Below are 26,337 nucleotides of genomic sequence, written 5' to 3'. Positions count from 1 at the left end.
CATGGCGATCCACGAGTACGCGCCCGGGCGGCACCTCCAGGCGTTCGGGCAGCCCGACCAGGCCGTCACTCTGCTGTGGCACGGACGGGGCGTCGACCACGGCTCCTCGATGACCTCGCTGGGTCGGCGCATCGCGCAGCACGGCGTGCTCGCCCTGTGCGTCGACTGGAACTCCGAGTCCGCAGACGGCGGACGTACCGACTTGCTGACGTCGGTGCGCTTCGCCCGCGATCTCGCCACCGAGCACGACCTCGATCCCGATCGACTCGTCGTGGCCGGATGGTCCCTAGGAGGCAGCGCCGCCCTCAGCCTCGCCACGCACGCCAAACGCCTCGGCATCGGTCTCGGAGGCGTCGTCATGATCGCCCCCGGCGACGGTGAACGAGTCGTCGAGCCGATCACTGCCGCCGCGCTGCCCGCTGTGTTCCCGCCGGGTACTGGCCGCTGCCGCATCGATCTCGTCTACGGCGAGCGCGATCCGCTCGCGACGCCCGACCTGGTGGCCGGGCTCGAGCTGCGGCTGAGGGCGTCAGACTGGAGGACGTCGATGCACTCGGTCGACGCCGATCACGCCGGTGTCGTCGGAACCCGGTTCGAGCCGCGCACCGAGCGGTACCTGCCGTCACGGGCTGCCGACGCTACCCGTGCGGCCGACACCGTCGCCGAGCTGGTCGTCGCGGCTACTCGTCCTTCTTCGTGAGGTAGCCGACCGTCGTCCAGTCGGGCTGCTCGAACTGGGCTGCGCCGTAGTTGACCAGTCGGTCACCCACAGCCGTCGCCAGAGGCGTCACCGCCAACGGGACGACGGCAACCTCGTCGAACAGCCATTCGTCGAGCTTGGCGATTCGCTTCAACCGCAGCTCGTCGTCGAGGGTTCCGATCACGGTGTCGAATCCTTGACCGATCCGTGCCGGCCCCAGACCGGTGAAGTTCTGCGCCGAGTCGAGAGGGAAGAACCGCGGAGCCGCCGACGTGAGCGGGAACGGCGACGCCCGCCTGACGAAGGTCACCAAGTCGAAGTCGAGCGGCACGACGACCTGGTTGTAGAAGTCGACCCCCGTGGGTGCGTCGCGGACCTCGACGGTGATGCCGACCTTCGCGAGGTCGGCCACGATGAGCTTGGCGCGCGCCGCATTGGTCGGAGTCTCACGGGGCACCGGCAGGCGCAGCGTCAGTGGCTTGCCCTTGCGCTCGAGCAGCCCGCTCGCGTTCTTGGTGTATCCGGCCTTGGCCAGCAGCTTCTCCGCCGCGGCCGGGTCGTAGGCGATCGAGGCCGAGGAGTCGCGGTAACCCTTCTGGCCCGGGACGAGAAGCAGGCTGCCCAGCGGTGCAGCGGGTGCCTTGAGACCGGCCGCGGCCTGCTGGGCGATCGGCTGCCGGTTGATCGCCATCGCGACCGCGCGACGAACATCCTCGTCGGCCAACGGTCCGCGACCGCCGTTGAGCGTGATCTGCGACCACTCCGCGCCGGCCGCCTTCTGCACCGTGCCGACGTCCTTGACGGCGCTGACCGCGTCGGGCGTCGTGGCGTCGAGGTCGACCGCGTCGAGCTCACCGTTCGCGAAGGCCTTGGCCTGCAACGCAGAGTCGGCGATGTTCCAGGTGATCTTGGCCAGCTTGGGCGGCGCGCCCCACCACCGTGGGTTGCGGGTCAGGGTGATGACGCCCTTGCGGGTGTCGATCGACCGCACGATGTACGGTCCGTTCGACGAGATGGCACGCTTGCGGAATCCGGTGTTGAACAGCTTGGCCGATGACGACGCGTTCGCCGCGAGACGCGGGTAGATGTACTGGGGCCAGTCGGCCGTGGGCTTCTTGAAGGTGACCGTGTAGGTGAACTTGCTCTTGCTCGGCGTCACTGCCGAGATCGCGTCATAGCCTGCCGTCGAGGTGACCTCGTAGGCGTCGTCGCTGCCGTTCTGCGCCTTCCAGAAAGCCACCATGTCGGCGGCCGTGATGGACGTCCCGCCCTGCCAGACAGCGTCGCGGTTGAGCCGGACCTCGATCGTCAGAGGGTCCTCGTCGACGACCTTGACCGATCGGGCGTAGTCTGGGTCGACCGTCCACCCGCCGTCCGCCGTGATGCGCACCGCACCACCGGTGGTCGGTGCGAGGATCCGCGCGGCATCGGAGTTGGCCGAGTCTGCCTGCAGCGGATTGAAGTTGGTGGGCAGCATCGTGGCCGCCAACCGCAAGGTGCCGCCCTGCGCGACATCCGCAGCAGGGGCCGGGCTCCAGGCGGTGCTGGGCAGTGCCGTGCTCACGGGCTTGGTCGAGCTGGGCGTCGGATCTGGGGCGGCGTCATCGCTTCCGGACAGGAGCGAGCAGCCGGAAAGCGCCAGGCTCCCGGCCAGGAGGAAGGACGCGGCCGCTGTGACGTGGAAACGCATGACCATGAGAGTGTGCCACCGACAACGGGCCGACACCCTGGCCGTGAAGGCTCAGCGGTGTCGGCCCGTCAGTGGACTACTTGGCGGCGACCACGTTGGCTTGACCTGCGCGCTCACTTCGGGGTGCACGCGCACGGAGACCGTGTGGGCTCCGAGCGACTTGATCGGGTTACCGACCTCGATGCGACGCTTGTCGACCTTGGCGCCGGAAGCAACCAGGGCCTCGGCGATGTCGGCGACAGTGACGGCACCGAAGAGACGACCGCCCGCACCGGCGCGAACCGGGACGTTGATCGGCGAAGCCTCAAGGTTGCCCTTGATGCTCTTGGCCTCTTCGAGGTCGTGGATCGCGTGTGCGGCACGAGCTGCCTTGATCGACTCGACCTGCTTGGCAGCGCCCTTCGACCAACGGATGGCGAAGTTGCGCGGCAGCAGGAAGTTACGGCCGTAGCCGTCCTTGACCTCGACGATGTCGCCGGGGGATCCGAGGTTCGTGACCTCGTTCGTCAGGATGAGCTTCATCTCAATACCCCTTAACGGCCGGTGGTCGTGTAGGGAAGCAGCGCCATCTCACGGGCGTTCTTGATCGCCTTGGCGATCAGACGCTGCTCCTGAACGGTGACACCTGTGACCCGGCGGGCGCGGATCTTGCCGCGGTCCGAGATGAACTTGCGCAGCAGCGCGGTGTCCTTGTAGTTGATTTCGGTGACCTTGGCCGCAGCGAGCGGGTTGCTCTTCTTCTTCGGCTTGCGGACGACTGGCTTAGCCATGTTGCTCCTGGTTTTCTATGTCTGACGTGAGTGGTTAGAAAGGTGGCTCTTCGGGCATTCCCGAGTTGCCGCCCCAGCCAGATCCACCCTGCGCTCCACCCTGCTGGGGCTGCGTCGACCATGGGTCGTTGCCGCCCTGCTGGGGTGCGTTGCCGCCGGAGTTGCCTCCGCCGAAACCGCCGCCACCTGAGTTGCCACCACCGCCGCCGAAGCCTCCGCCTCCACCGCCGGAGCGGTTGGCGCGGGTGACCTTGGCCGTGGCGAAGCGCAGCGAGGGACCGATCTCGTCGACGTTGAGCTCGACGCTCGTGCCGCGGGATCCGTCCTGACGCTCGTAGTTGCGGACCTTGAGGGCACCGGTGACGATGACCTGCTGACCCTTCTGCAACGACTCTGCGACGTTCTCGGGCGAGCTGACGCCATGCGGCACAGCGAATGAACAGCGCGTCGCCGTCCTTCCACTCGTTCGTCTGACGATCAAACGTACGAGGCGTGGAAGCGACGGTGAAGTTGGCAACTGCCGCGCCCGACGGAGTGAACTTGAGCTCCGGGTCGTCGGTGAGGTTGCCAATCAGCGTGATGTTTGTTTCGCCTGCCATGACTCAGCCTTTCAGGTGTGTGGGTGTCTGACTCGAGTGTTCCTCAGCCGGGTGACAACTCGAGGAGTTGTCCACAGCGGGAACGGATCAGGCCTACTTCACGTCGGGACGTGTGACCTTGGTACGCACGACGGACTCGTTGAGTCCGAGCTGGCGATCGAGCTCCTTGACCGTGGCCGGCTCCGCCTGGAGCTGGACGACGGCGTAGATGCCCTCGGTCTTCTTGTTGATTTCGTAGGCAAGACGACGCTTGCCCCACACGTCGACGTTGTCGACGGAGCCGCCGTCCTGGCGCACGACGTTGAGGTACGTGTCCAGGCTGGGGGCGACGGTACGTTCTTCGAGATCACCGTCGAGGATGATCATGACTTCATACGGACGCAAAGACATTCAGTCTCCTTCGGACTAAACGGCTACAGGATCCCTGTAGCAGGAGAAAACGTTGCCAAACAGCAACCGGTGAAGTCTACGGGACACCACCCACCGGAGGGAAATCCTTCCCCACCCCCATCGTTACCGCGAGTGGTGCGGTTTGGTCGTTCTGGGACGGCGTGTCTGGCCAAGGCGCACCACTCGGCGCACTACTAGCACCACTCGCGCTCCTCGGTTCGTTTCCCCGACGAGATCGGCGTGATGCTGGCTGCTCCATCCGGCGGAGTCGTCGCATGAGGGCCGCCCGTCCTGCGGCGGTGACGCTGGCCAGATTCGCCTCGGCCACCCAGAGGTCGGCCCGCCCCTGAAGATGAGCCACGCCAAGCGCGTCCTCCGCATCGCGGACGATCTGGCGAGGAGAGTGGATGATCTCGGTCGCGATGTATCCGTACCGCTCCAGACCTTGCCGGTTCAGCGCCTTCTCACGGCGAAGATCGTCCTGGTGCCGAACCCGGTCACGATGGTCACTCCCGTCGTACTCGGCAACGCGCGTACTCCCCCGGATGCGCAGATCGACGCGCGCAACCTCGACGCCCGCCGCATTGACCACGTGCTCCTGCGGATCGACGGCGACTCCCGAGAGGACGTGCACGAGACGCAGCATCGTCTCCCACCACGACTCGCTGCGTTCGTCCACGAGGTCGAGCGCGCGCCGAAGAACCCGAACGCCGCGCCGACCTTTGCGCATCGTCGAACGGATCGCGGTCACCGTGGTGTGTCCCAGGTGGACCGCACCGTCGATCACGGCGACGAGATCCAGCAGAGCCAGATGCTCGGCCAGCTCGACGATCGTCCACTCCGGCGACGCCACCGCGATGTCACCCAGTCGGTGTCGATGACCCGGCGGGATGTCACACCGTCGGACATAGACCCCGCGACGGTCATGATGTGTCGTCTCGCCGGACGTGCAGGCAACGATCGGATAGGCGTCGGCCATGGGCATCCACCACCCACGAAGGAGTGCGCTCGTCACATGCGTGAACACCGCGTCGGCCGGCAGGACCACCGCGATGGCACGGCAGGTCGAGGCCAGGTCGTCGGCGCTCGCGGCGAGCTGGGCCACACCAGCGACGGGGTGGACGAAGTGTGGTGACCGACGGAGCATCCTGGAGGTGAAGCCGTGCGCCTCGGCCTCTCGATGAACGATGGGATCCATCCGTCCACGCTGAGCACTGGCGGATCCCGCCGAAAGGTGGATCTGATCGCCTGTGGACGGAAGGTCGCTGTCCACAGCCCCGCGAGTGGTGCAAACACCGCCCCGAGTGGTGCACCTTGGCCAGACACGCCGTGGCAAAGTCAATGGGTGGTGGCAACGGGTTGGTTTCACGCGGCCTCTTTGAGGAGCGTGTTCAGCGCTTGGGCTGGGGTCTTGAGGTTCAGCGTCGGGCGGGGACGGCGGTTCAGGATCGCTGCGACGCGGGCGAGGTCCTCAGCGCTATGGACGGACAGGTCGCTTCCCTTCTCGAACCAGAACCGCAGCAGACGGTTGGTGTTCTCGTTCGTGCCGCGCTGCCAGGGCGAGTGCGGGTCACAGAAGAACAACTTCGTGTCCAACGCGAGCTGGATGTCTTCATAGGCCGCGAGCTCGGACCCGCGGTCCCAGGTGATCGACTGCCGCAAATGTTTGGGCAGGTCACGCATCGCGTCGATCATCGCCGCCGCGACGGTCTGCGAGTCATGGCGATCTGGCAGGTACAGCAAGATCGTGAACCGGGTTGTGCGCTCGACCAACGTCCCGATCGCGGACTTCGAAGCCGGTCCAACGATCAGGTCACCTTCCCAATGACCCGGAACAGCACGGTCGTCGACCTCAGCGGGCCGGTCGCTGATCGTGAAGGCCTCCTTGTAGGGACTGCTGGCCTTGCGATCACGGGTCTGTGGTCGCCGGTTCGCGCGTTTCAGGCTGAGGTTGCGGTGCAGGTCAGCGCGCAGCTCGCCACGGGTCTGGACGTAGAGGGCCTGATAGATCGTCTCGTGGGACACCCTCCAAGTGTGATCGTCACCGAACGTCTTCGTGAGCATCCCGGCGATCAAGCCCGGCGACCAGCCCTCGTCCATCGCGGCCTCGATGAACCGGCACAACGGCCCGTTCGTAGCGAGCTTGAAGGCCTTGGGCCGGCGCCGCAGCTCGGCTGCCAACCGGTGAGCGACCGACGCGTAATAGACCCCGTCCGGGCTCGACGACCGGTTGACCTCACGCCAGACCACCGACTTGTCCCGGCCGATGAAGATCCCGATCTGCGCGTACGACATCTGCAAACACCGACCGGCCTGAATCAACGACCTATCCATCATCGACAACGATCGACGGCAAGACGATGAGGGCTTTCCTGGCAATGACGGTGGGATCGGGGCCACCAGACCGCCGCCATCTTTGCGACCGACAACGAGAGCAAGTTCCATCCGCCCAGACTGGCGCCACCAACGCGTCGCGGATCCAACCGACGCGCCGACACTCTGAGCCGCCGCCAGCAGCGACATCCCGCCACACACCGAATCAACGAAACGCTCACGCGTCCCAGGTTCGAACAACTTCACCATGACAACACTCCAATTCAACAAGCGTTGTCACGACCATATGAATCTGCCACGGCGTGTTCGTCCAGACCGCACCACTCGCGGAAAAGAGAGGGGGGAAGGTGGGGTCAGGGGGTCGTGGGGTCCTCCGGCCACGCGTGCTTGGGGTACCGGCCGCGCAGCTCGGCGCGCACCTGGCGGTAGGGCCCGGCCCAGAAGGACTCGAGGTCGGCTGTGACCGCGGCGGGCCGACGGGCCGGGGTCAACAGGTGCAGCAGCAGCGGGACCCGGCCATCGGCGATCCGCGGTGCGGCCGACCAGCCGAAGGCGTCCTGAAGACGGAGCGCCAGCACGGGCTGCTCGTCGCCGGAGGGCCCGTACTCGACGCGCACCGCCTGCCCCTTCGGGGTGGTCACCCGTTCCGGGGCAAGCTCGTCGAGCCGACCCGCAGCCGGCCAGGGCAGCAGCCGGCGCAACGCTCCGAGCACATCGAGCCGAGCGAGGTCACGGCTGCCGCGCACCCGCGACAGGTCGGACCCGAGCCAGCCATCGATGCCGGTCAGCAAGGCTTCGTCGCTGACATCAGGCCACGGATCGCCCAGGGCGTGGTGCAGGAAGGCCAGCCGACGGCGAAATGCGCTGGCCGCCTCGCTCCACGGCAGTGCCGCGAGGCCATCACACGACAGGCCCTCGGCCACCGCCGCCGCAACCGCCGCCGGCGCCGGATCGGGCAACGTGACGGCAGACAGCTCGATCGCCCCGAGCCGGGTGACCCGGCGGGCCACGATCCGGCCATCTGCCCAGACGACCTCGTCGGCCTCGTGCCACGAGCCCGAGGCGGCATCGAGCGCGATGTCCTCGTCGACGGGCGCTGCCGCGCGGATCGTGGCATCACGCGCGCCCGAGCGTCGCTCGGCATCAGCGATCGCGATCCACGGCAGACCCGCCAGAGCCGGATCGGCGGCGCGGAACGACGCACCGGTGCCCGACACCATCAGGTAGGACGTACCGCTCGACCGCCGCCGCGCGATGCGTCCCGGATGGGCCAGGGCCACGACGGCACCCACGGCGAGGTCATCGGTCAGGGCCGTCCGGGGCGGGCGGGACGGCAGCAACGACTCCAGCCTGGCGACGCTGTCCGACCACGACCGGGTGGCCGGGCCGCCCCGTCGCATCTCACGCAGCGCCGCGACCAGGTCACCGCCGGGCGCTCGGACGTCGTCATCCATCAGTGCCACGACTTCGGCTGCACGCCGAGCGCCCACGGTCGCGGCACCGTCGAGCAGAGCCCGAGCGAGCCGCGGATCGGCCGGCACCTGCGCCATCGCCCGACCCCGACCCGTGATCGCACCGGTGTCGTCGATCGCCGAGCTCGACGAGCGTCTGCCGGGCCGTCTCGACAGCGGCCGGAGGCGGTCGATCGAGGAGGGCCAGGTTGGTGCCGTCGACGGCACCCCACGCAGCCAGCTCGAGGCAGAAGCCGGTCAGGTCGGCGACCGCGATCTCTGGGGCCGGATGAGCGGCGAGATGGACATGATCGACACGGGCCCAGCACCGGTACACCGCGCCGACCGCCTCACGGCCCGCACGTCCGGCCCGTTGCTCCGCCGCCGAACGACTGACCCGCACCGTGACGAGGGAGGGAAGGCCGCGAGCCTGGTCGGTGCGCGGCTCGCGGGACAGTCCCGCGTCGACCACGATCCGCACGCCCGGAACGGTCAAGGACGACTCGGCAACCGCCGTCGACACCACGACGCGACGCCGCAGTCCTCGGGAGAGGGCAAGATCCTGCTCCCGCGCAGGAAGCCGGCCGTGCAGCGCCAGCACGTCGACGCCAGCGAGTCCGGACAACCGGCGCATCACGCCGTCGACCTCACCGACGCCGGGCACGAACACCAGTACATCGCCGGGATCGGCCGCGAGGGCCTGGCGCACCGTGGCAGCGACATGGTCGAGGAACCGCGGCGGCACCCCGCGCTCGTCGGTCGGCAGCACCCCGGGTGGAGGGGGCGCCCAGTGCTGCGTCACCGGATGCAGCGCACCGGGCACGTCGATGACCGGCGCCTCGACCGCGGCCGCAACTCCCAGTGTCGCAGCGGTGCGCTCGGCCTCGACCGTCGCCGACATCGCGACGAGCAGCAGATCGTCACGCACTGTCGCGCGCACGTCGACCAAGAAGGCCAACGTCAGGTCGGCGTCGGCTGACGCTCGTGCACCTCGTCGAGGACGACCGCCGCAGCCCGGGCAGCTAGGATCGCGTTGGAGCCGTCGCAGCAGAACGCCCGTGGTCACGAACTCGATGCGGGTGCCAGGCCCGACGCGCCGATCACCGCGCACCGTGTGGCCGACAGTCTCGCCGACGCGCTCGCCCAGCAGATCAGCGAGACGCCGGGCTGCCGCCCTGGCAGCGATACGTCGCGGCTGGGTCACCACGACCACACCGTCCCCGGCGACCAACGACGCCACGGCCGGCGGCACCAGCGTCGTCTTGCCGGTGCCGGGGGGAGCCAGCATCACGGCCATTCCACGCTCCCGCAGCGCTGTGGTCAGCGCCGACAGCCCGCCCAGGACCGGAAGGTCAGGCGGGCTGTCGAGCAGCGTGCGGATCGGATCAGAGATCAGCCGAGACCTTCCACAGGTCGACGCCCTCGGTGTCGCCCGCGAGACGGTCGATTGCTGCGAGCTCGTCATCGGTGAAGTCGGTGTTGGCCGCCGCAGCGAGGTTCTCGTCGAGCCTGCTCGGTCGATGATGCGCCGATCAGCGCGGACGTCACACCGCCCGGTCGCAGGATCCACGAGATGGCGAGCTGCGCCAGCGACTGGCCGCGCTGCTGTGCGATGTCGGCCAGCCCCTTGAGCCGCTCGACGTTCTCCTTCGTCAGGACGCCTTCGTCGAGGCTGCCACGGTCGCCCTGGCGCTCGACCGGCTCGTCACCGAGGTAACGATCGGTGAGCAAGCCCTGCGCCAGGGGCGAGAAGCCGATCGAGCCGAGACCGTGCTCACCGAGCACCGTCAGCAGGCCGCGCTCGACCCAGCGGTTGAGCATCGAGTACGACGGCTGGTGGATGATCAGCGGGGTGCCCAGGTCGCGGGCGATCGCGATCGCCTCGGCAGTCTTCTCCGGCGAGTACGACGAGATGCCCGCATACAGCGCCTTGCCTTGGCCGACCGCGGTGTCGAGCGCCATGATCGTCTCTTCCAGCGGCGTTCCGGGGTCGACCCGGTGCGAGTAGAAGATGTCGACGTAGTCGACGCTCATCCGCTCCAATGAGGCATCGAGGCTCGACAGCAGGTACTTGCGCGAACCGAGCTTGCCGTACGGTCCGGGCCACATGTCCCAGCCAGCCTTGCTCGAGAGGATCAGCCGTCACGGTAGGGCTTGAAGTCAGTCCGCATCATGCGGCCGAAGTTCTCCTCAGCCGATCCGTACGGCGGGCCGTAGTTGTTGGCCAGGTCGAAGTGGGTGATGCCCCTGTCGAAGGCATGGCGCAGCACCTCACGCTGGGTGTCGAACGGCCGGTTGTCGCCGAAGTTCCACCACAAGCCCAGCGAGATCGGCGGGAGCAGCAGCCCCGACGTGCCTACCCGGCGGTAGTCGAGATGCTGGTAGCGATCCTCGGCGGCGACGTACGGACGATGGGTCTCGGGCACTCGGTCGGCGTAGAAGCGTTCTTCGGTCATGCCTCCACGCTAGCCGCACCGTCCAGTCAGCGCGCAGCGGCCGAGCAGCACCGGATCGCTCTGACCGTCCCACGTGCCGGTGAGGGTGTCGCCGGTGATCGCCCACGACTCTCCGACGATGCGCCAGCACCTCGATGTCGGCGACCGACGTCGCCACGATCGTCGCGGCATCGACGTCGCGGACGTCGACGAGGCCGACCGAGCCCACGTCGGCGGTGGACCCGCTGCCGGTGACGCGCACGCTCGGCTCGACCGGCGATCGCACGCCGTCGGCCTCGCGTTCGAGCGGCGCCTCGCTGCCGCCGCCGAGGATCGTGGTCGCCAACGCCGCAGCGTAGACCGGGTCGCCGCAGGCGTCGTACACCCACCGCTGGCCCAGGACCGTGTGCTCCATCGTGGTGATGAGCCACTCGTCGGCACCGGCCAGCGGTGCGCCTCGGTAGGTCAACGGGATCTGCAGGATCGGGCCGCCCTCGGCCCGGACCAGGATCGTCTCGATGCCGACCTCGCCGTCCGGGTCGTCGAATCGGTAGGCACCGATGGCCTCGAGCCCGTCGGCGTCCCGACGAACCAGGGTTGGGTCGGTGCCCATGACCGGATCAGCTCGATCTTGGACGGGCGGATGTCAGCGGCGTGCAGGAGTGCCATCTGTCCACACTAACCCTGCCGCCGCCGACCCTGCTGGGCTCAGCTCAGTGACGCGACGGCGGAGTCGTAGTCAGGCTCCTGGCCGATCTCGGGGACGAGTGCCGAGTGCAGCACCGAACCATCGCGGTCGAGGACGACGACCAAGCGGGCCAGCAGTCCGGAGAAGGCGCCTTCGGCGAGCGTCACGCCGTAGTCCTGGCCGAAGCTCGACCGGAACGCCGAGCCGACCTTGGCGTTCTCGATGCCCTCGGCGCCGCAGAACCGCGCCATCGCGAACGGGAGGTCGACCGAGACGTTGATGACGTCGGTCTCGTCGAGTCCGGCGGCCAGCTCGTTGAACTTGCGCACGCTCGCGGCGCACACCCCGGTGTCGACGCTGGGGAAGATGTTCAGGACGGTGCGGCGTCCATCGGTGCGCTCGAGGTCGCTGAGGTCGGGTGCTGTGAGGGTGAAGGCAGGAGCAGCCGAGCCGACCGTGGGCAGGTCACCGGACAGAGCAACGGGCGTGCCGCCGAATGCAGTTGAAGTCATGTCCCATTCCTAGCAGCCGAGTGGTGCGAACCGTGCTCCGAGTGGTGCAAGTCGGTACGACTCGCCGTCCCGGAACGTCCAAACCGCACCGCTCGCGGAAGTTGGCGGGGGTCAGCGGAGACGGGTGATCTCGACCTCGACGAACAGCTCGGATCCGCCTGACGTCGAGAAGATGCCCCGCAACGGCGGACTGTCGGCATAGTCACGGCCCTTCGCGACCACGACGTGCCGTGGCCCCGGGGCGATCGCATTGGTCGGGTCCCAGCCGACCCACTCGCCGTCCCACCACTCGATCCACGCGTGCGACTCCCCCGCCACGGGTTCACCGACGACCGGATCGATCGACGGGTGCAGATAGCCCGAGACGTACCGCGCCGGAACTCCCGCTGCGCGCAAGGCGCCCAACGTGAGGTGCGCGAAGTCCTGGCACACGCCCGTGCGGGCCTCCCACGCATCGGCGGCTGTCGTCGTCACCTCGGTGCTGCCGGGGACGTACGCGACCTGCTCGTGGATGAACCCCATGACGGCCGATGCGTAGTCACGCGGGTTGACGGACTGCGCTCGCATGCGGTCGAGCTCACCTTCGAGCGTCGGCGACGGCGCTACCCAGCTGCCGAGGGTCAGGTACTCGCACCACTCGTCGCGCACGTCGTCGGTCAGCTCGTCCCACGCGATCGCGTGCGCCTTCTCGGCACCTTCTTGCGTGTCGACGATCGACGTGGCGACGACGGTCAGGTCGACGTGCGGCTCCTGCACCTCGAACGACGTGACGGTCGTGCCCCAGTAGTCGCGGTACTCGTACGACCACGGCGTCGGCGTGATGTCGAGCTTCGAGCGCAGGACGTACTGCTCCGACGTCGTCATCGGCGTCATCCGGGCCTCGTTGAACGACGCCATCGCGCCCTTCTCGTAGTGGTAGCCCGTGGTGTGCCTGATCCGCATCTGCATCTCGGTCACGGTTCGGTCGTCCACAGCTCGCTCGCTCACAGCAGCACCCCTCCGCGCCAGGTGTGGAACTCCGACTCGGCGAAGTAGCGGGCCGAGACCGCATCGCTCGCCGCCGCGCAGCTTCGCTGGAGTCGCTCCATCTCGGTCGGCAGGTCGAACACGATGTCGGTGAGCGGACGGTACTCCAGCTCGGTGCGGGCCCGGCCCAGCAACCGTTGCGCCTCATCGCTGAACCCTGACCGTTGACCCGAGGACTGCAGGTGGCCCAGCGCCCGTTCGGCCTCGGCCAACGACGACACGATCGAGCGCGGGAACCACCGGTCGAGCAGCAAGAACTCTGCGGCCTGCCGGTCGGCCTCGATACCGCGGTAGGCCCGGATGAAGCTCTCGTACGCACCGCACGCCCGCAACGTCGTCGGCCACGCCACCTGGGGTCCCGACGCCAGGGCGGCGGTCGAGAGCAGGCGCGCCGTCATGTCGACGCGTTCGATGCTGCGGCCCAGGATGTAGAAGTGCCAGCCGTCGTCCCGCGACATCGTGGAGTCGGCGATGCCCGAGATCATGGCCGTGCGGTTGCGGACCCAGTTGAACATGTCGGGCGGACGCATCGCGCGGGCCGATCCGAGACCCCGCCACGTCGTGTTGATGGCGGCCCAGATGTCGGTCGACAAGGTCTCGCGCGCCCGGCGGGCGCTCTCGCGGGCCGCACCGATCGCGGCGGCGATCGACGTCGGCGAGTCGTGGTTGTGCGCCAGCAGGTCGAGCATCATCCACCGGTTGGGCTGGCCCGTGTAGTGCTCGACGCCCATGACGGACAGCAGCTGCTCGCACGACGTGCGCTCGTCCATGCCGGGTCCTCGACCAGCACCTGCATCTGGACGTCGAGGATGCGCGCGGTGTCGTCGGCCCGTTCGAGGTAGCGGCCGATCCAGAACAGCGACTGCGCGATGCGGCTCAGCATGTGCTTTCTCCCCCGGTAGACCCACTGCTTGAGCTTGTCGAAAAAGCTCCTTGCTGCTGCTCCTGCTCCTGGACGTGCAGGTCAGGGGTGTCGCCGTCGAGCGCGGGTCCGGCCGACTGCGCGATACCGCCGACCAACGTCGCCGTCGGGGCGATCTCGCCCTCGTCCTCGGGGTCGCTGGGTCGGGCCAGCACCCAGGTGTCCTTGGAGCCTCCGCCACGGCTGGAGTTCACGATCAGCTCACCTTCCGGCAGGGCGACACGTGTCAGGCCACCCGGCAGCACGAAGACGTCGTCGCCGTCGTGCACCGCGAACGGCCGCAGGTCGACGTGTCGGGGCCTGATGCCGTCCTCCACGAGCGTGGGGACGGTCGACAGCGACACGACCGGCTGGGCGATCCAGGCGCGCGGGTCGATCAGGATCTTGGCCCGCAGCTCGTCGAGCCGGGACGGACGCGGCCGGTCCGATCACGATGCCCTTGCCGCCGGAGCCGTCGACCGGCTTGAGGACGAGCTCGTCGAGCCGGTCGAGCACCTCCTCGCGCTGATCGGCCTCACCCATGCGCCAGGTGTCGACGTTGCGCAGGATCGGCTCCTCCGACAGGTAGTAGCGGATCAGGTCGGGAACGTAGGTGTAGAGCAAGCTTGTCGTCCGCGACGCCGTTGCCGACCGCGTTGGCGATCGTCACGTGACCGGCGCGGGCCGCATTGATGATGCCCGGCACACCGAGCGCAGAGTCGGGGCGAAACTGCACCGGGTCGAGGAACTCGTCGTCGATGCGCCGGTAGATCACGTGCACGGGTTCGAGACCCTGGGTCGTGCGCATCATGACCCGGCCCGATCGGCACACCAGGTCGCGGCCCTCGACGAGCTCGACGCCCATCGTGCGCGCCAGCAGGGTGTGCTCGAAGTAGGCCGAGTTGTAGACGCCGGGCGTGAGCACCACGACCGTCGGATCGCTCACGCCGGCCGGTGCTGCCTTGCGCAGTGCTGCCAGCAGGTGCTGCGAGTAGTGGCCCACCGGGCGGATCCGGTGGTCGGCGAACACCTCGGGCAGAGCCGCCGACAGCGCTCGCCGGTTGGTCATGACGTACGAGACTCCTGAAGGAACCCGGACGTTGTCCTCGAGCACCCGGAAGTCGCCGTTGCCGTCACGGATCAGGTCGACGCCGGCGACGTGCACCCGGACGCCGTTCGCGGGTTCGAGACCCGCCACGACCCGGTGGTAGTGCGGGGACGTGACGACGGTCGAGCGGGGCACGACGCCGTCGGCGAACAGCTCGCCCGGACCGTAGGCATCGGCGAGGAACGCCTCGAGCGCCAAGACGCGTTGACGCACACCCGTCTCGACGTGGTCCCAGTCCTCGGCCTCGATCAGTCGCGGCGCGATGTCGAGCGGGAAGGGTCTTTCTTCGCCCTCGACGCCGAACGTGACGCCCTGCTCCAGGTAGGACGAGGCGAGTGACTCCGAGCGCAGGCGAACCTCGTCGGCGCCCATCTTCTCGAACGACTCGTGCACCCGGCTGTAGCTGTCGCGAACCTCGGCCCCGTCGAACATCTCGTCAAACCCGGAAACCGGGCCGTAGCCGTCGAAGAGGTCTGAGGTGTCCACGTGCCCACCGTAGGACAGATTTGCTAACTGCATGTTTCGAGCGATGGGGCGCACGAACCGTTCGCGCGGTATTTGCCTGACTTTCAGGGCGAACTGCCGCCGCAGGGACTACGCTCTGCCACAAGGCTCTCCCTCACAGAAGGCGGCCCGCGATGTCGGATTCGTACGTCCTCGTGCTCAACGCGAGCTACGTGCCCCTGCAACGCGTCTCGATGAGGCACGCGATCAAGATGTTGGTCCGCGAGGTCGCGGTGATCGAGGAAGAAGCCGACGGCACCTTTGGTCCGTTCCCGGTGCCGAAGGTGCTGCGCCTGGTCCGCTACGTCGTGACCCGGTGGATGCACCGGCGTGCGAAGGTCTGCACGAAGTCGGCGATCAAGGCCCGCGACAAGATGTGCGCCTACTGCGGTGGGCTCGCCGAGACGGTCGACCACATCATTCCCCGCAGCCGCGGTGGTGGGCTGACCTGGGAGAACGCAGTCGCCGCGTGCGTCCGGTGCAATCACCGCAAGGCCGATCGCACGCCAGCCGAGGCCGGCATGCTGCTGCTGATCACACCGCGTCAGCCGACCTTCAGCGTCGTGGCCTGAGATCGTCTCGGGGCGGCAACCGCCTCGTCAGAGGGCAGCAACCACCCCGTCACGGGGCGACAAGTGCCTCGTCAGCGGCTAGAGGCCGACGGACTCGTAGATGTCGTCGAGCGCGTCGAGGTAGGCGCCTTCGTCCTCACCGATCTGCTGCTGCGCCTCGGTGGACTTCTGCATCACCACGTCGGCGACCTCTTCGTAGCGGGCATTCCACTTCTCGGCCTCGATCTGCCAGTAGCCGCACGTGTAGAAGTCGCTCTGGGGCCACTTCAGCTCGCGCCGCAGGTGCCGGCGGACCGCGCGGCTGGCCCGGGCCTCGCCGGCCAGCCAGACGTAACGGTCCGACGTCGGCAGCTCGCGGGACGTGACAGCCTCGGACATCGCATCGCAGATGTCGGTGTCCTTGGCCACGACCTGCCACGTGATGTCGACGTCGGCGGCGCTCGGCAGGACGATCTTGTCGCCCTCGTCGGTCAGCACCATGTGGACCACGGCACGCTGTCCCGGCGACAGCTCGCGCAGGATGCGGGCCACCGCGGGAAGACCGGTGATGTCGGCGACCAACAGCCGCCAGCCACGTCGTCGGGAGCCGCGTAGAGACCGTGCGGCTCGATGAGCCCGACCTGGTCGCCAGGCTGGCACCGCTTGGCCCAGTCTGAACCGACGCCCTCGTCGTGCAGTGCGATGTCGAGGTCGATCTGGGTGTCGCCCTCGACGATGCGGTGGTCGGAGATCGTGTACACCCGGAAGTCGGGCTCGACCGCCCCCTCGGGATAGGTGATGGTCCACTTGTCGTCGATCTGCGGCAGCGCCAGATCAGCACCGACCGGCGGGATCAGGACGCGGATGTACTCGTCGGGGATACGGGTGGACGCGTAGTGACCGTCCACCTGCAGCGTCACTCGGACGAGGTGGGCTGAGATCTTGATGCGGCCAAGCACTTGTGCGGCGTACGCCTTCACGGTCGAGCCCCTACAGGTAGATGACTTAGGCAAGCCTAACTCATGACGGAAGCCGGGATCCTCGTGCTCAGTTGGTAGCGTGGTGCGGTGACGCCAGCGACCTCTCCTCGACGACTCAGTGTCCGGACCATCAGCGACGTCGAGCATCTCGACTTCGTGCGCACCCGCTCGTCCGTCAGCTTCTTGCAGACGCCCGCCTGGGCCAAGGTCAAGAACGACTGGCGCGGCGAGTCGATCGGCTGGTTCGACGACACCGATCCTGATGCATCCGTGATCGTCGGTGCGGCCCTCGTGCTCTACCGCAAGGTGCCCAGCTTAAGCGCTACCTCGCCTATCTGCCCGAAGGTCCCGACATCGAGTGGCGCGACGCCGACCTGGCCGCCTGGCTGAACCCCATGGTCGGCCACCTCAAGAAGCAGGGCGCCTTCGGCATCCGGATGGGTCCGCCCGTCGTGACCCGTCGCTGGCACGCCAGCACCATCAAGCAGGCCATCGCCGACCCGGTGCTCGGCACCCTCTCGGCCGTACCCGCCGACGTCAGCGACGACTCCGCGCTCGCCGTGGCGTCTGCGCTGACCGAGCTGGGCTGGAAGGAGATCCCGACCGAGAACGGATTCTCTGCCGGGCAGCCCAAGTTCAACTTCCAGATCCCGTTGGCCGGCCGCAGCACCGACGACCTGCTCGCCGGGATGAACCAGCTGTGGCGTCGCAACATCAAGAAGGCCGCCAAGGCTGGGGTCGAGGTCACGACGGGCACCCGTGCCGACCTGGCCGCCTTCCATGAGGTCTACGCCGAGACCGCCGAACGCGATCACTTCACCCCGCGACCCTTGTCGTACTTCGAGCGCATGTGGGACGCCCTCGCAGCCGAAGAGGCCGACCGCCTGGTGCTCTACCTGGCCCGCCACGAGGGCGATCTCGTCGCTGCGACCACGATGGTCCGGGTCGGCGAGCACGCCTGGTACTCCTACGGCGCGTCGACGACCGCCAAGCGCGACGTGCGTGGCTCCAACGCGATCCAGTGGCAGATGATCCAGGACGCCCACGCAGCAGGCGCTGCGACATATGACATGCGCGGCATCACCGAGACGCTCGACCCGAGCGACTCTCACGTCGGCCTGATCCAGTTCAAGGTCGGCACCGGCGGTGAAGCCGTCGAGTACCTCGGCGAGTGGGACCTGCCGCTCAACCGCGCCCTCCACCTCGGCTTCACCCACTACATGAAGAGGCGATGATCATGAGCTTCGAGCTGCAGGTCCACGCCGCCCGTTGGCGCGCGGGTCTGGCCACTGTCGTCGAGGCGACGCCCGGCATCGTGCCGGTCATCAAGGGCAATGGCTACGGTCTCGGCCGCAACCTGCTGGCCCGCGAGTCCACGTCGTTGGGTGCCGACACGATCGCGGTCGGCACCTACGCCGAGGTTCCTGAGGCACTTGCGACGTTCCCCGGTGACGTCATGGTGCTCACCCCGTGGCGGCCGTTCTTCACCGACGTCACCCTCGACCCCCGGGTCATCCACACGCTCGGCCGCGTCGACGACATCGCCGACCTGGCCCGACGCACCCCCACCGCCCGCATCGTCCTCGAGGGCGAGACCTCGATGGCCCGACACGGACTCGACCGGCACGCAGCCGCGGCCGCCGTCGCGGCACTCGGCGAGCTCACGGTCGAAGGATTCGCGATCCACCTGCCGATGGCTGGCGGCAACTTCGCCGAGGCCCAGCTCTGGGCGGCGGCGCTGGAAGCCTCCCAGGTCGAGACGTCGACGCTGTACGTCTCGCACCTCACCCCCGCCGAGCTCGTCGCGCTGCGCACGCACCGACCGAATCTCGACGTCCGACCCCGCATCGGCACCTCCCTGTGGCTCGGTGACCTCGGTGCCCTCTCGGTGAAGGCGACCGTCCTCGACTCGCACCTGGTCAGCCGTGGCGAGCGGGTCGGCTACCGTCAGCGGCCGATGCCTCGCGACGGCTCGTTGCTCATCATCGCCGGCGGAACCAGCCACGGCATCGGTCTCGAGGCGCCCAAGGCGAGCTCAGGTGTCGTGCAGCGCGGCAAGTCACTGGCCAAGGGCGGCCTCGAAGCCGCTGGCTTCTCGTTGTCGCCGTTCACGATCGACGGCAAGCAGCGCTGGTTCGCCGAACCGCCGCACATGCAGGCCAGCATGATCTTCATGCCGACGTCGGCCGAGGTGCCGGCGGTCGGCGACGCCGTCGACGTCGCGGTGCGCTACACCACCGCGACGTTCGACGACATCGTCCTGCTCTAGTCGGCCGTCTCGCCGTCCGGGCACGGCGGTCCGAGCGGATCCGGGGTGCAGACCGGTGTGGTCGGCTCCGGAGGCGCAGGAGTCGTCGGAGCCGGCGTGGTCGGCGCGGGAGTCGTCGGAGCTGGCCGGGTCGTGCGCGTCGGCTTGGGGGTCGGCTTCTTCGTCTTCTTCGGCTTCGGCTTGGGCGCGACGTACACCGTGCCCTTGTCACCCTTGATGTTGGCTGCCGGAGGGAACGTTCCGCAGTCGCTCGGGTCGAGGGAGGCATTCATGTAGGCCTGGAACGTCTTGGCCGGGATCTGACCGCCGAAGAATGCCGGCAACATGTAGCCCTCAAGGTCGGCATTGCCGTTCTTGCCGCGGTTGTACATCACCGCTGTTGCGGCCTTGGGCGTGAAGCCTGCGAACCACGACGACGACACGTGCTGAGTCTTGGTCTCGCCGGCAGTAGCCGTGCCCGTTTTGCCAGCAGTCGCCGAGCACACTGTTCGTGCATTGGTGCCTGAACCAGTACGAATCACGGTCTGCATCGCGGCAATGGTGTCGGCCGCGACGTCCTCAGGGATAGCCTGCTTGGTCCTGACCTTATGTTTGTACTGCGTCGCGCCTTGGCGGTCGGTGACCTTCTGGATGACGTACCAGTCGGCCCGTTTTCCCTCAGCGGCGATCGTCGCGTAGGCATTGGCCATGTCGACCGGCGCAACCTTGACGTACCCCAACGGAGTGACGAGCGGCAGTCCGTCAGCCTTGATCTCGTTGAGAGGACCATTCGGCACGCCCGCCTGACGCGCCGCATCCAGGACCTTCTGCGGTCCGTCATCCATCTGCTGGACCAGATCGACGAAGGCCGTGTTGATCGACTTCTCCGTCGCCTTCGTCAAGGAGACATTGCCAAATGACGCGCCACCACTGTCGCCTTGATTCGTGGTCAGCATCTTGCCGCTGTCGTCATACAGTGGCGAGTTGCCGTTGAGCTTGGTGTTCAGGCTGTAACCATTCTCCAACGCTGCGATCACTGCGAACGGCTTGAACGTCGACCCCGGCTGGGTGCCGTTCGTCGCCCAGTTGAACTGATTCTTCAGGTAGTCACGCCCGGCATACATTGCGCGGACCGCGCCGGTGCCCGGCTCGACCGAAACAAGTGACTGGTTGAGTTCCTTGGCGCCTTCTGGCCGGAACTGCTTGATCGCCGCGATGGCGTCCATCTGGTCGTCGTAGTCGAAGGTCGTGACGATGCGCAGACCGCCGCCATCGATCTCGCTCGGGTCGAACTTCAGCTCGCTGACCATCTTGTCCTTGACGAGCTGCAGCAGGTAGCCCTTCGAGCCGCTGAAGCGGTTGATGTTCTTCTTGTCGACGACCTTGGGCAGCCGGTCGGCGAACTTCGCGGCCTCGTCGGCGGTGATCGCGCCAGCCTTGGCCATGCCGGCCAGGACGTAGTTGAAGCGCGGCTGGATGCGGTCGCGCGCGCCCTCGGCGTACGGATCGTCGTCAGCTGGGGCTGTTGATGATGGTGGCCAGCAACGCCGACTGGGCGTAGTTCAGCTTGGACGCCGGCTTGTTGAAGTAGGTCTGCGCGGCGACCTCGACACCGTAGGCGCCGTTGCCGAAGTAGATCGTGTTGAGGTAGCCCTCGAGGATCTCCGACTTGGTCAGCTGGTTGTGGATCTTGATCGACAAGATCGCTTCCTTGACCTTGCGCGTGTAGGAGCGCTCCTGGGTCAGGTAGAGGATCTTGACGTACTGCTGGGTGATCGTCGAGCCACCGCCCTGGATCGATCCGGACGTCGTGTTGTCGCGCACGGCGCGCAGGATGCCCTTGAAGTCGAGTCCACGGTTCGTGTAGAACGACCGGTCCTCCGCCGCGATCGCCGCAGCCTGCATCGAGGCCGGGATGTCGTCGAGCGGGATGCTCTCGCGATCTTGCGTCGCGAACTCGCCGGCTTGTGCTTGCCGTCGGAGTAGAAGACCTGCGTCGTCTGGGTCTGGAACTCCGCATTCGCGTCGGGGATCGCGATCGCGCGATAGAGGATGAAGAACGTCAGCGCCAGCATCAAGATGCCCGCGACTCCGAGGAAGGCGAACCACCGGATCGTGCGGACCCACCAGCGTCCACGACCACCGATCTTGCGACCGAGAGTCTTGAATCCGTTGCCGAGCTTGGAACCTCCACGTGCCGTCGACTTCTTCGTGCTCGTGCTCTTTCGCTGTGCTGCCAAGGGTCCGTCTACCTCCGTCGGGATCCCTGAGGCGGACCCACCGTCGATCAAGTGTGCCGAACCTACCTGAAAGAACGGTAATCGCGTGCCCACTCTGTGGGCTGCTTCACATCGAGTCGCTGGTTTGCACACGTCGCGAATCGATGTATCGTCTCGATATAACAAATGACACACTTTGTCTGGACGGATCAATGACACGACGCGGCGCGGCACTCGAGGTGGCAGTTCTCGGACTGCTCCACGATGCCCCGATGCACGGGTACGAGCTGCGCAAGCAGGTCAACGCCCTGCTGGGCTGGGGTCGGATCTTGTCCTACGGCACGCTCTACCCCGCCTTGAAGGCTCTCGGAAAGTCCGGCTACATCGTGGCCGACGAAACCGTGGATCCCGAGAGCCGGAGCCGACGCGCCCGCATCGTCTACAAGCTCACCGCCGAGGGCAAGGACTACTTCGCCCAGGCACTCGAGGACTCCGGTCCATCGACGTGGGACGACGAAGCGTTCGGTGTGCGGTTCGCCTTCTTCTCACGCACCGACGCCGCTTCGAGGGTTCGCATCCTCGAAGGTCGCCGCAGCCGACTGGAAGAGCGACTGGAGAACGTCCGCAAGTCCGGGCAACGCAAGCGTGACCGCGTCGACTCCTACACCTTGGAGCTGCAGCGACACGGCCTGGAATCGGTCGAACGTGAAGTGAAGTGGCTGACCGACCTGATCGACCGTGAACGTTCGGGCGGATATCCCGCCGCGGACGCCACAGACAACAAACCAACCGAGTAATGAACACGAAGGAGAACCCATGGGTTCGGTACGCGTAGCAATTGTGGGTGTGGGCAACTGCGCCACGTCCCTGATTCAAGGCGTCGAGTACTACAAGGACGCTGACCCCGCGGGAACCGTCCCGGGGCTCATGCACGTCAAGTTCGGCGAGTACCACGTCAGCGACATCGAGTTCGTCGCCGCGTTCGACGTCGACGCCAAGAAGGTCGGCTTCGATCTTTCGGAGGCCACGCAGGCCAGCGAGAACAACACGATCAAGATCATCGACGTGCCGCCGACCGGCATCATCGTCCAGAAGGGCAACACCCTCGACGGCCTCGGCAAGTACTACCGCCAGACCATCGAAGAGTCCGACGCTCCTGCCGTCGACGTCGTGCAGGTCCTGAAGGACACCAAGGCCGACGTGCTCGTGTCGTACCTGCCGGTCGGTTCCGAAGAGGCTGACAAGTTCTTGACGCCCAGTGCGCGATCGACGCCAAGGTGGCCTTCGTCAACGCACTGCCCGTGTTCATCGCCTCCGACCCCGAGTGGGCCAAGAAGTTCGAGGACGCCGGCGTCGCGATCATCGGCGACGACATCAAGAGCCAGGTCGGCGCGACCATCACGCACCGCGTCATGGCCAAGCTGTTCGAAGACCGTGGCGTCACGCTGGACCGCACCTACCAGCTCAACGTCGGCGGCAACATGGACTTCAAGAACATGCTCGAGCGCGAGCGCCTGGAGAGCAAGAAGGTCTCCAAGACGCAGGCCGTGACGTCGAACCTGACGGGCCCGCTGGCTGGTCTGATCGACAGCAAGAACGTCCACATCGGCCCCAGCGACTACGTCGCCTGGCTCGACGACCGCAAGTGGGCGTACGTCCGCCTCGAAGGTCGCGCCTTCGGTGACGTTCCGCTGAACCTCGAGTACAAGCTCGAGGTCTGGGACTCGCCGAACTCCGCCGGCATCATCATCGACGCGATCCGTGCGGCGAAGATCGCCAAGGACCGCGGCGTCGGTGGCGCACTGCTGTCGGCCTCGTCCTACCTGATGAAGTCGCCGCCCGAGCAGCGTCCCGACGACCTCGGTCGCCTGAAGCTCGAGGCGTTCATCAGCGGCGAAGAAGAGCGCTGAGCCAGAGCCACAAGACTGCGGCCCCGAAGATCCGACTGGATCTTCGGGGCCGCGGTCTTTGCCCACGCTCCGGTTTCCCGGCGAGGCTAGTGCTTCTTGGCCTTGCGGGGAATCAGGTGCATCACCGTGACGACGACCGCGCCGACCAAGGTGCCGATCACGGCGGAGAAGCCGGTGTTGACGAACCAACCGGCCGCACCACCGCCGACCTGCTCCTCGAGGTGGTGGACCTTCTCGTACGGCCAGTGCCAGCCCAGCTCGTCGATGCCGACCAGCAAGATGTGGCCGCCGACCCAGAGCATCGCCACGATGCCGACCGAGGCGAGGACACGCAGGAAGATCGGCATCGCCACGACCAGGCCGCGACCGACCTTCTGCGAGATCGTCGACTTCTGCTTGGCCAGGTGCAGGCCGATGTCGTCCATCTTGACGATCAGGCCGACGGCACCGTAGACGAGCGCCGTGATCGCGACGGCGACGACCGCAAGGATTGCGGCGCGGGAGAAGAACGGCTCCTCGGAGACCTCGTTCAGGGCGATGACCATGATCTCGGCCGACAAGATGAAGTCGGTGCGGATCGCGCTGGCGACCATGGTCTTCTCGTGATCGGCGCCGACCTCGGTGGCCACGGGGGCCTGCTCGTGGTGCTCACCGGGTCCGAACTTCTCCCACAGCTTCTCCGCACCCTCGAAGCACAGGTACGTTCCGCCGAGCATCAGGATCGGCGTCAGCAGCCACGGCACGAACTGGCTCAGCAGCAGCGCTGCAGGCAGGATGAAGACGAGCTTGTTGCGCAGCGAGCCGACCGCGATCCGCTTGATGACCGAGAGCCACGCGCCGGATCGAAGCCCTGCACGTAGCGAGGTGTCACGGCCGCATCGTCGACGACGACACCGGCGGCCTTGGTGGCTGCTCGGCCCGAGGCCGCAGCGATGTCGTCGACAGAGGCGGCAGCCATCTTGGCCAAGGCCGCGACGTCGTCGAGGAGGGCGACCAGTCCGCCGGCCATCAGCGCCGGCCCAGCACGTGTGCGTTCACGGCATCAGCGTAGATGCTGACCGCAATCCCTGTGACGATCAGCCCCGCAGCAGGCGCAGCAAAGACTCACGCATCGTGGCCCTCGCGGCTTCCACGTCGAGACCGAGGTCATCGCGCAGTGACGACCAGGTGGGCCAGCTCGACGCGATGAACAGCGCTGGGGCGAGGACGGTGCGCAGATCGCCGGCCGCCGCGAGCCAGGCGCGAACACTGCTTCGAGATCGTGCTGCACCCGCTCGACGTGCTGGCGGCGACTGTCCTGCAGCGCCACGGAGAACGGCTCACCCAGGGCCGCGGACCGGGCCGCCGGGGCCAGGTGCTCGAGCCGGCGCACACGCATGTCGAGGTACTGCTCGATCCGGGCCTCGAGGGAAAGCGTCGCATCGACGTCGACCCGCAGGGCTGCGTCGGCTTCGAGCCAGTAGGCCGTCGTGGCGGCCAGGAGCGTCTCGGTGTCCTTGTAGTTGAGCCACAGCGTTCGCAGCGAGACACCTGCGCGTTCGGCGACGACCTTGCCGGTCGGCTTGAGGACTCCCTCCCGCAACAGCGCTGCGTGAGCCTCGACGATCGCGTCACGTGTGCGCTGCCCGCGGGCGACCCTGCCGTCGGTGTGACGCTGTCCGGCCATGTTGTGTCGTTCTTTTCTGCCAAGGTCTCGGCCGCTCACGATACGCCTCGACATCCGGTGGAGGGTTGACGCCCACCAGAGAAACATACACTCTGTGTGCATGAACATTGAGATGCCCATCACACCCGATGAGTCGCGGGATGGCCCGCCCAGCTCGGGCGCGCACCTCCTGGTCGAAGGCGTCACCGTGCGCTTCGGGGGCCTGACCGCCCTGTCGGACGTAGGGTTCGAGGCGCCCGAAGGTCAGATCCTCGGGGTGATCGGCCCCAACGGCGCAGGCAAGACCACCCTGTTCAACGTGATCTGCGGATTCACCCGTTCGACGGGCGGACGCATGAGCCTCGACGGCGCCCCCTACCGGCCACGCCCACACCTGCTGACCCGCATGGGAGTCTCGCGCAGCCTGCAAGGACTCGGCCTCTTCCCGGGCCTCAGCGTCCTGGAGAACATCACGGCCGGCGCCGGCCACCTGTCACGCTCGGGCTTCCTGTCGGGGCTGCTGGCGCTCCCCCGGTCCAGGAAGGAGCGAGCCGAGCCTGCGCGACCGAGCGACCGAGTTGATCGACGAGCTCGGGCTCGGTGCCTATGCCTACGCCCCACCGGCGACCTTGCCCTACGCCATCAGCAAGCGGGTCGCCCTCGCCCGCACCCTGGTCAGCGAACCACGGCTCGTCCTGCTCGACGAACCGGCGGGCGGTCTCGGCCGTGAGGACGTCGAGGAGTCGCCGAGCCGTCATCAGCCTTCCCCGGCGCGGCAACGGCTGCTCGGTGATGCTCGTCGAGCATCACGTCGATCTCGTCATGCAGGTGTGCGACTCGCTCGTCGTCCTCGACTTCGGCAAGGTCATCGCCCACGGCACGCCGACCGAGATCCGGGACGATCCGGCCGTCGCCGAGGCCTACCTCGGCGCGCAGGTCGTGGCCTGATGACCTCGGCGACCACCGGCACGCTCTCGATCCAGAGGCTGACTGCCGGATACGGAGCGGCGCCCGTGCTGCACTCGGTCGACCTGGAGGTCCGTTCCGGCACGATCGTCGCCGTCGTCGGCGCGAACGGCGCCGGCAAGACGACCCTGCTGCGCGCCCTCTCCGGCATCGTCGCACCGAGCGCCGGGAGCATCCTCTGGGACGGCGTCGAGCTGCGCGGCACGCGCATCGAGGACCTGGTCCGCCGCGGCATCGCCCACGTGCCCGAAGGGCGTGGCGTCATCACCGAGCTGACGGTCGAGGAGAACCTGCGACTCGGACATGTCTGGCGCCGGGACAAGTCTGACGCTCGTCGAGCCACCACCGAGGTCTACGGCTGTTCGAGCCCCTGGCACGACGACGCAAGAGCCACGGCCATCAGCTGTCGGGCGGTGAACGGCAGATGCTGGCCATCGGTCGGGCCCTGGTCGGACGTCCCCGCCTCCTGCTGCTCGATGAACCGTCCCTCGGCCTGGCGCCGAAGGTCACGGCGCAGATCATGGCGCTGCTGCGACGCCTGACCGATCAGACGGGCCTGACGGTCCTGCTCGCCGAGCAGAACGTCCGCAGCGCGATGTCGGTCGCCGACCGCGGAGTCGTCCTGTCGGTCGGACATGTCGTGGCCGACGACGACGCGCGACGCATCAACGCCGACGACGACCTTCGACACGCCTACCTGGGGTTCTGAG

Annotated in this window: 24 protein-coding genes and 9 pseudogenes; 11 read left to right on the top strand and 22 right to left on the bottom strand. The window is 67.4% G+C overall.

Going from position 1 to position 26,337, the window contains the following annotated elements:
- Position 1 precedes the first annotated feature (1 nt).
- On the top strand, positions 2–700 hold the full coding sequence (locus tag ACHMWU_RS26950) for an alpha/beta hydrolase (protein ID WP_396048593.1): 699 nt from the start codon (positions 2–4) through the stop codon (positions 698–700).
- Here the strand turns inward: ACHMWU_RS26950 and ACHMWU_RS26945 are convergent.
- From ACHMWU_RS26945 to ACHMWU_RS26870, 16 genes and pseudogenes are all read right to left on the bottom strand, one after another.
- On the bottom strand, positions 681–2,390 hold the full coding sequence (locus ACHMWU_RS26945; RefSeq protein WP_396048592.1) for an ABC transporter family substrate-binding protein: 1,710 nt from the start codon (positions 2,388–2,390) through the stop codon (positions 681–683). The genes ACHMWU_RS26950 and ACHMWU_RS26945 overlap by 20 nt on opposite strands.
- Before the next feature lie 51 nt (positions 2,391–2,441).
- Positions 2,442–2,912, bottom strand: coding sequence for a 50S ribosomal protein L9 (gene rplI / locus ACHMWU_RS26940; protein WP_396048591.1), 471 nt, complete (start codon positions 2,910–2,912; stop codon positions 2,442–2,444).
- An 11-nt stretch (positions 2,913–2,923) separates the two neighbouring features.
- On the bottom strand, positions 2,924–3,160 hold the full coding sequence (gene rpsR / locus ACHMWU_RS26935) for a 30S ribosomal protein S18 (RefSeq protein ID WP_108580638.1): 237 nt from the start codon (positions 3,158–3,160) through the stop codon (positions 2,924–2,926).
- A 34-nt stretch (positions 3,161–3,194) separates the two neighbouring features.
- A pseudogene (locus tag ACHMWU_RS26930) lies at positions 3,195–3,759 on the bottom strand (single-stranded DNA-binding protein).
- Positions 3,760–3,852: 93 nt separating this feature from the next.
- Positions 3,853–4,143 (bottom strand): 30S ribosomal protein S6, encoded by a 291-nt coding sequence (rpsF, locus tag ACHMWU_RS26925; protein WP_396049243.1) that lies wholly within the window; start codon positions 4,141–4,143, stop codon positions 3,853–3,855.
- Positions 4,144–4,225: 82 nt separating this feature from the next.
- Positions 4,226–5,347, bottom strand: a complete 1,122-nt coding sequence (locus ACHMWU_RS26920) for a hypothetical protein (protein ID WP_396048590.1) — start codon at positions 5,345–5,347, stop codon at positions 4,226–4,228.
- 167 nt (positions 5,348–5,514) lie between these two features.
- Positions 5,515–6,732 carry an IS30 family transposase gene (locus tag ACHMWU_RS26915; protein WP_396048589.1) on the bottom strand — a complete coding sequence of 406 codons (1,218 nt, stop codon included), beginning with the start codon at positions 6,730–6,732 and terminating at the stop codon, positions 5,515–5,517.
- Positions 6,733–6,836: 104 nt separating this feature from the next.
- Complete coding sequence (locus ACHMWU_RS26910) at positions 6,837–7,937, bottom strand: ATP-dependent helicase C-terminal domain-containing protein (protein ID WP_396048588.1); 1,101 nt, start codon at positions 7,935–7,937, stop codon at positions 6,837–6,839.
- The gene (locus tag ACHMWU_RS26905) at positions 7,930–9,399 is read right to left on the bottom strand and encodes a helicase-related protein (RefSeq protein WP_396048587.1); all 1,470 of its coding nucleotides are present in this window, start codon (positions 9,397–9,399) and stop codon (positions 7,930–7,932) included. The genes ACHMWU_RS26910 and ACHMWU_RS26905 overlap by 8 nt, the downstream gene beginning before the upstream one ends.
- Positions 9,320–10,390, bottom strand: a pseudogene (locus tag ACHMWU_RS26900) (aldo/keto reductase). Before ACHMWU_RS26900 ends, ACHMWU_RS26905 begins: the two are co-directional and overlap by 80 nt.
- Before the next feature lie 355 nt (positions 10,391–10,745).
- A pseudogene (locus ACHMWU_RS26895) lies at positions 10,746–10,982 on the bottom strand (hypothetical protein); the annotation flags it as partial.
- Between the two features lie 95 nt (positions 10,983–11,077).
- Positions 11,078–11,569 (bottom strand): thiol peroxidase, encoded by a 492-nt coding sequence (tpx, locus tag ACHMWU_RS26890; protein WP_396048586.1) that lies wholly within the window; start codon positions 11,567–11,569, stop codon positions 11,078–11,080.
- Between the two features lie 111 nt (positions 11,570–11,680).
- Positions 11,681–12,517, bottom strand: coding sequence for a transglutaminase N-terminal domain-containing protein (locus tag ACHMWU_RS26885; protein WP_396049242.1), 837 nt, complete (start codon positions 12,515–12,517; stop codon positions 11,681–11,683).
- 35 nt (positions 12,518–12,552) lie between these two features.
- Positions 12,553–13,365 carry an alpha-E domain-containing protein gene (locus tag ACHMWU_RS26880; RefSeq protein ID WP_396048585.1) on the bottom strand — a complete coding sequence of 271 codons (813 nt, stop codon included), beginning with the start codon at positions 13,363–13,365 and terminating at the stop codon, positions 12,553–12,555.
- The gene (locus tag ACHMWU_RS26875; RefSeq protein WP_396048583.1) at positions 13,284–13,478 is read right to left on the bottom strand and encodes an alpha-E domain-containing protein; all 195 of its coding nucleotides are present in this window, start codon (positions 13,476–13,478) and stop codon (positions 13,284–13,286) included. The genes ACHMWU_RS26880 and ACHMWU_RS26875 overlap by 82 nt, the downstream gene beginning before the upstream one ends.
- Positions 13,472–15,036: pseudogene (locus ACHMWU_RS26870) on the bottom strand (circularly permuted type 2 ATP-grasp protein). The gene ACHMWU_RS26875 and the pseudogene ACHMWU_RS26870 overlap by 7 nt, the downstream one beginning before the upstream one ends.
- 206 nt (positions 15,037–15,242) lie before the next feature.
- Here ACHMWU_RS26870 and ACHMWU_RS26865 point away from each other — a divergent pair.
- Positions 15,243–15,680: an HNH endonuclease gene (locus ACHMWU_RS26865; RefSeq protein WP_396048581.1), complete on the top strand. Its 438-nt coding sequence runs from the start codon at positions 15,243–15,245 to the stop codon at positions 15,678–15,680.
- Positions 15,681–15,758: 78 nt separating this feature from the next.
- On the opposite strand, the gene ACHMWU_RS26860 is transcribed toward ACHMWU_RS26865, so the two are convergent.
- The gene (locus tag ACHMWU_RS26860; protein WP_396048580.1) at positions 15,759–16,211 is read right to left on the bottom strand and encodes a siderophore-interacting protein; all 453 of its coding nucleotides are present in this window, start codon (positions 16,209–16,211) and stop codon (positions 15,759–15,761) included.
- Complete coding sequence (locus ACHMWU_RS26855) at positions 16,151–16,639, bottom strand: siderophore-interacting protein (protein WP_396048579.1); 489 nt, start codon at positions 16,637–16,639, stop codon at positions 16,151–16,153. The genes ACHMWU_RS26860 and ACHMWU_RS26855 overlap by 61 nt, the downstream gene beginning before the upstream one ends.
- 87 nt (positions 16,640–16,726) lie before the next feature.
- Here ACHMWU_RS26855 and ACHMWU_RS26850 point away from each other — a divergent pair.
- A pseudogene (locus tag ACHMWU_RS26850) lies at positions 16,727–17,874 on the top strand (lipid II:glycine glycyltransferase FemX).
- A gap of 2 nt (positions 17,875–17,876) precedes the next feature.
- Positions 17,877–18,908 carry an alanine racemase gene (locus ACHMWU_RS26845; protein WP_396048578.1) on the top strand — a complete coding sequence of 344 codons (1,032 nt, stop codon included), beginning with the start codon at positions 17,877–17,879 and terminating at the stop codon, positions 18,906–18,908.
- On the opposite strand, the gene ACHMWU_RS26840 is transcribed toward ACHMWU_RS26845, so the two are convergent.
- Complete coding sequence (locus tag ACHMWU_RS26840; protein WP_396048577.1) at positions 18,905–20,332, bottom strand: transglycosylase domain-containing protein; 1,428 nt, start codon at positions 20,330–20,332, stop codon at positions 18,905–18,907. The genes ACHMWU_RS26845 and ACHMWU_RS26840 overlap by 4 nt on opposite strands.
- 67 nt (positions 20,333–20,399) lie before the next feature.
- Positions 20,400–21,014, bottom strand: a complete 615-nt coding sequence (locus ACHMWU_RS26835) for a transglycosylase domain-containing protein (protein ID WP_396048575.1) — start codon at positions 21,012–21,014, stop codon at positions 20,400–20,402.
- A 304-nt stretch (positions 21,015–21,318) separates the two neighbouring features.
- Here ACHMWU_RS26835 and ACHMWU_RS26830 point away from each other — a divergent pair, with 304 nt between their 5' ends.
- Positions 21,319–21,903, top strand: a complete 585-nt coding sequence (locus ACHMWU_RS26830; protein WP_396048573.1) for a PadR family transcriptional regulator — start codon at positions 21,319–21,321, stop codon at positions 21,901–21,903.
- A 19-nt stretch (positions 21,904–21,922) separates the two neighbouring features.
- A pseudogene (locus tag ACHMWU_RS26825) lies at positions 21,923–23,016 on the top strand (inositol-3-phosphate synthase).
- A gap of 86 nt (positions 23,017–23,102) precedes the next feature.
- Here the strand turns inward: ACHMWU_RS26825 and ACHMWU_RS26820 are convergent.
- A pseudogene (locus tag ACHMWU_RS26820) lies at positions 23,103–23,974 on the bottom strand (DUF808 domain-containing protein).
- 84 nt (positions 23,975–24,058) lie between these two features.
- A complete protein-coding gene (locus tag ACHMWU_RS26815; RefSeq protein ID WP_396048572.1) occupies positions 24,059–24,682 on the bottom strand; it encodes a TetR/AcrR family transcriptional regulator in 624 nt (207 codons plus the stop codon).
- Positions 24,683–24,794: 112 nt separating this feature from the next.
- Here ACHMWU_RS26815 and ACHMWU_RS26810 point away from each other — a divergent pair, with 112 nt between their 5' ends.
- The 5 genes and pseudogenes from ACHMWU_RS26810 (at position 24,795) to ACHMWU_RS26790 (ending at position 26,336) form a co-directional block, all read left to right on the top strand.
- A complete protein-coding gene (locus ACHMWU_RS26810) occupies positions 24,795–25,391 on the top strand; it encodes an ATP-binding cassette domain-containing protein (protein WP_396048571.1) in 597 nt (198 codons plus the stop codon).
- On the top strand, positions 25,388–25,609 hold the full coding sequence (locus tag ACHMWU_RS26805) for a hypothetical protein (protein WP_396048570.1): 222 nt from the start codon (positions 25,388–25,390) through the stop codon (positions 25,607–25,609). Before ACHMWU_RS26810 ends, ACHMWU_RS26805 begins: the two co-directional genes overlap by 4 nt.
- Positions 25,609–25,908: pseudogene (locus tag ACHMWU_RS26800) on the top strand (ATP-binding cassette domain-containing protein); the annotation flags it as partial. The gene ACHMWU_RS26805 and the pseudogene ACHMWU_RS26800, both read left to right, overlap by 1 nt.
- 77 nt (positions 25,909–25,985) lie before the next feature.
- Positions 25,986–26,057: pseudogene (locus tag ACHMWU_RS26795) on the top strand (hypothetical protein); the annotation flags it as partial.
- Between the two features lie 90 nt (positions 26,058–26,147).
- Positions 26,148–26,336, top strand: a complete 189-nt coding sequence (locus ACHMWU_RS26790) for a hypothetical protein (protein WP_396048569.1) — start codon at positions 26,148–26,150, stop codon at positions 26,334–26,336.
- Position 26,337: the final 1 nt, after the last annotated feature.

The organism is Aeromicrobium sp. UC242_57 (genome assembly GCF_044452305.1).
Taxonomy (GTDB): Bacteria; Actinomycetota; Actinomycetes; order Propionibacteriales; family Nocardioidaceae; genus Aeromicrobium.
The sequence above is the reverse complement of the archived record's forward strand: the minus strand, read 5'-3'. Positions and strand labels throughout refer to the sequence as shown.

Bases quoted from the DNA above. Each gene is read 5' to 3' on its own strand.
- ACHMWU_RS26905 (WP_396048587.1), bottom strand. From the start codon at position 9,399: ATGACGAGCTCGCAGCAATCGACCGTCTCGCGGGCGACACCGAGGGCG.
- ACHMWU_RS26815 (WP_396048572.1), bottom strand. From the start codon at position 24,682: ATGGCCGGACAGCGTCACACCGACGGCAGGGTCGCCCGCGGGCAGCGC.
- rpsR (WP_108580638.1), bottom strand. From the start codon at position 3,160: ATGGCTAAGCCAGTCGTCCGCAAGCCGAAGAAGAAGAGCAACCCGCTC.
- ACHMWU_RS26830 (WP_396048573.1), top strand. From the start codon at position 21,319: ATGACACGACGCGGCGCGGCACTCGAGGTGGCAGTTCTCGGACTGCTC.
- ACHMWU_RS26950 (WP_396048593.1), top strand. From the start codon at position 2: ATGGCGATCCACGAGTACGCGCCCGGGCGGCACCTCCAGGCGTTCGGG.
- ACHMWU_RS26845 (WP_396048578.1), top strand. From the start codon at position 17,877: ATGAGCTTCGAGCTGCAGGTCCACGCCGCCCGTTGGCGCGCGGGTCTG.
- ACHMWU_RS26920 (WP_396048590.1), bottom strand. From the start codon at position 5,347: ATGGATCCCATCGTTCATCGAGAGGCCGAGGCGCACGGCTTCACCTCC.
- ACHMWU_RS26840 (WP_396048577.1), bottom strand. From the start codon at position 20,332: ATGGCCAAGGCTGGCGCGATCACCGCCGACGAGGCCGCGAAGTTCGCC.
- ACHMWU_RS26790 (WP_396048569.1), top strand. From the start codon at position 26,148: ATGGCGCTGCTGCGACGCCTGACCGATCAGACGGGCCTGACGGTCCTG.
- ACHMWU_RS26880 (WP_396048585.1), bottom strand. From the start codon at position 13,365: ATGGACGAGCGCACGTCGTGCGAGCAGCTGCTGTCCGTCATGGGCGTC.
- rplI (WP_396048591.1), bottom strand. From the start codon at position 2,912: ATGAAGCTCATCCTGACGAACGAGGTCACGAACCTCGGATCCCCCGGC.
- ACHMWU_RS26885 (WP_396049242.1), bottom strand. From the start codon at position 12,517: ATGCAGATGCGGATCAGGCACACCACGGGCTACCACTACGAGAAGGGC.
- ACHMWU_RS26915 (WP_396048589.1), bottom strand. From the start codon at position 6,732: ATGGTGAAGTTGTTCGAACCTGGGACGCGTGAGCGTTTCGTTGATTCG.
- ACHMWU_RS26875 (WP_396048583.1), bottom strand. From the start codon at position 13,478: ATGCTGAGCCGCATCGCGCAGTCGCTGTTCTGGATCGGCCGCTACCTC.
- ACHMWU_RS26910 (WP_396048588.1), bottom strand. From the start codon at position 7,937: ATGGATGACGACGTCCGAGCGCCCGGCGGTGACCTGGTCGCGGCGCTG.
- ACHMWU_RS26810 (WP_396048571.1), top strand. From the start codon at position 24,795: ATGCCCATCACACCCGATGAGTCGCGGGATGGCCCGCCCAGCTCGGGC.
- ACHMWU_RS26945 (WP_396048592.1), bottom strand. From the start codon at position 2,390: ATGCGTTTCCACGTCACAGCGGCCGCGTCCTTCCTCCTGGCCGGGAGC.
- ACHMWU_RS26865 (WP_396048581.1), top strand. From the start codon at position 15,243: ATGTCGGATTCGTACGTCCTCGTGCTCAACGCGAGCTACGTGCCCCTG.
- tpx (WP_396048586.1), bottom strand. From the start codon at position 11,569: ATGACTTCAACTGCATTCGGCGGCACGCCCGTTGCTCTGTCCGGTGAC.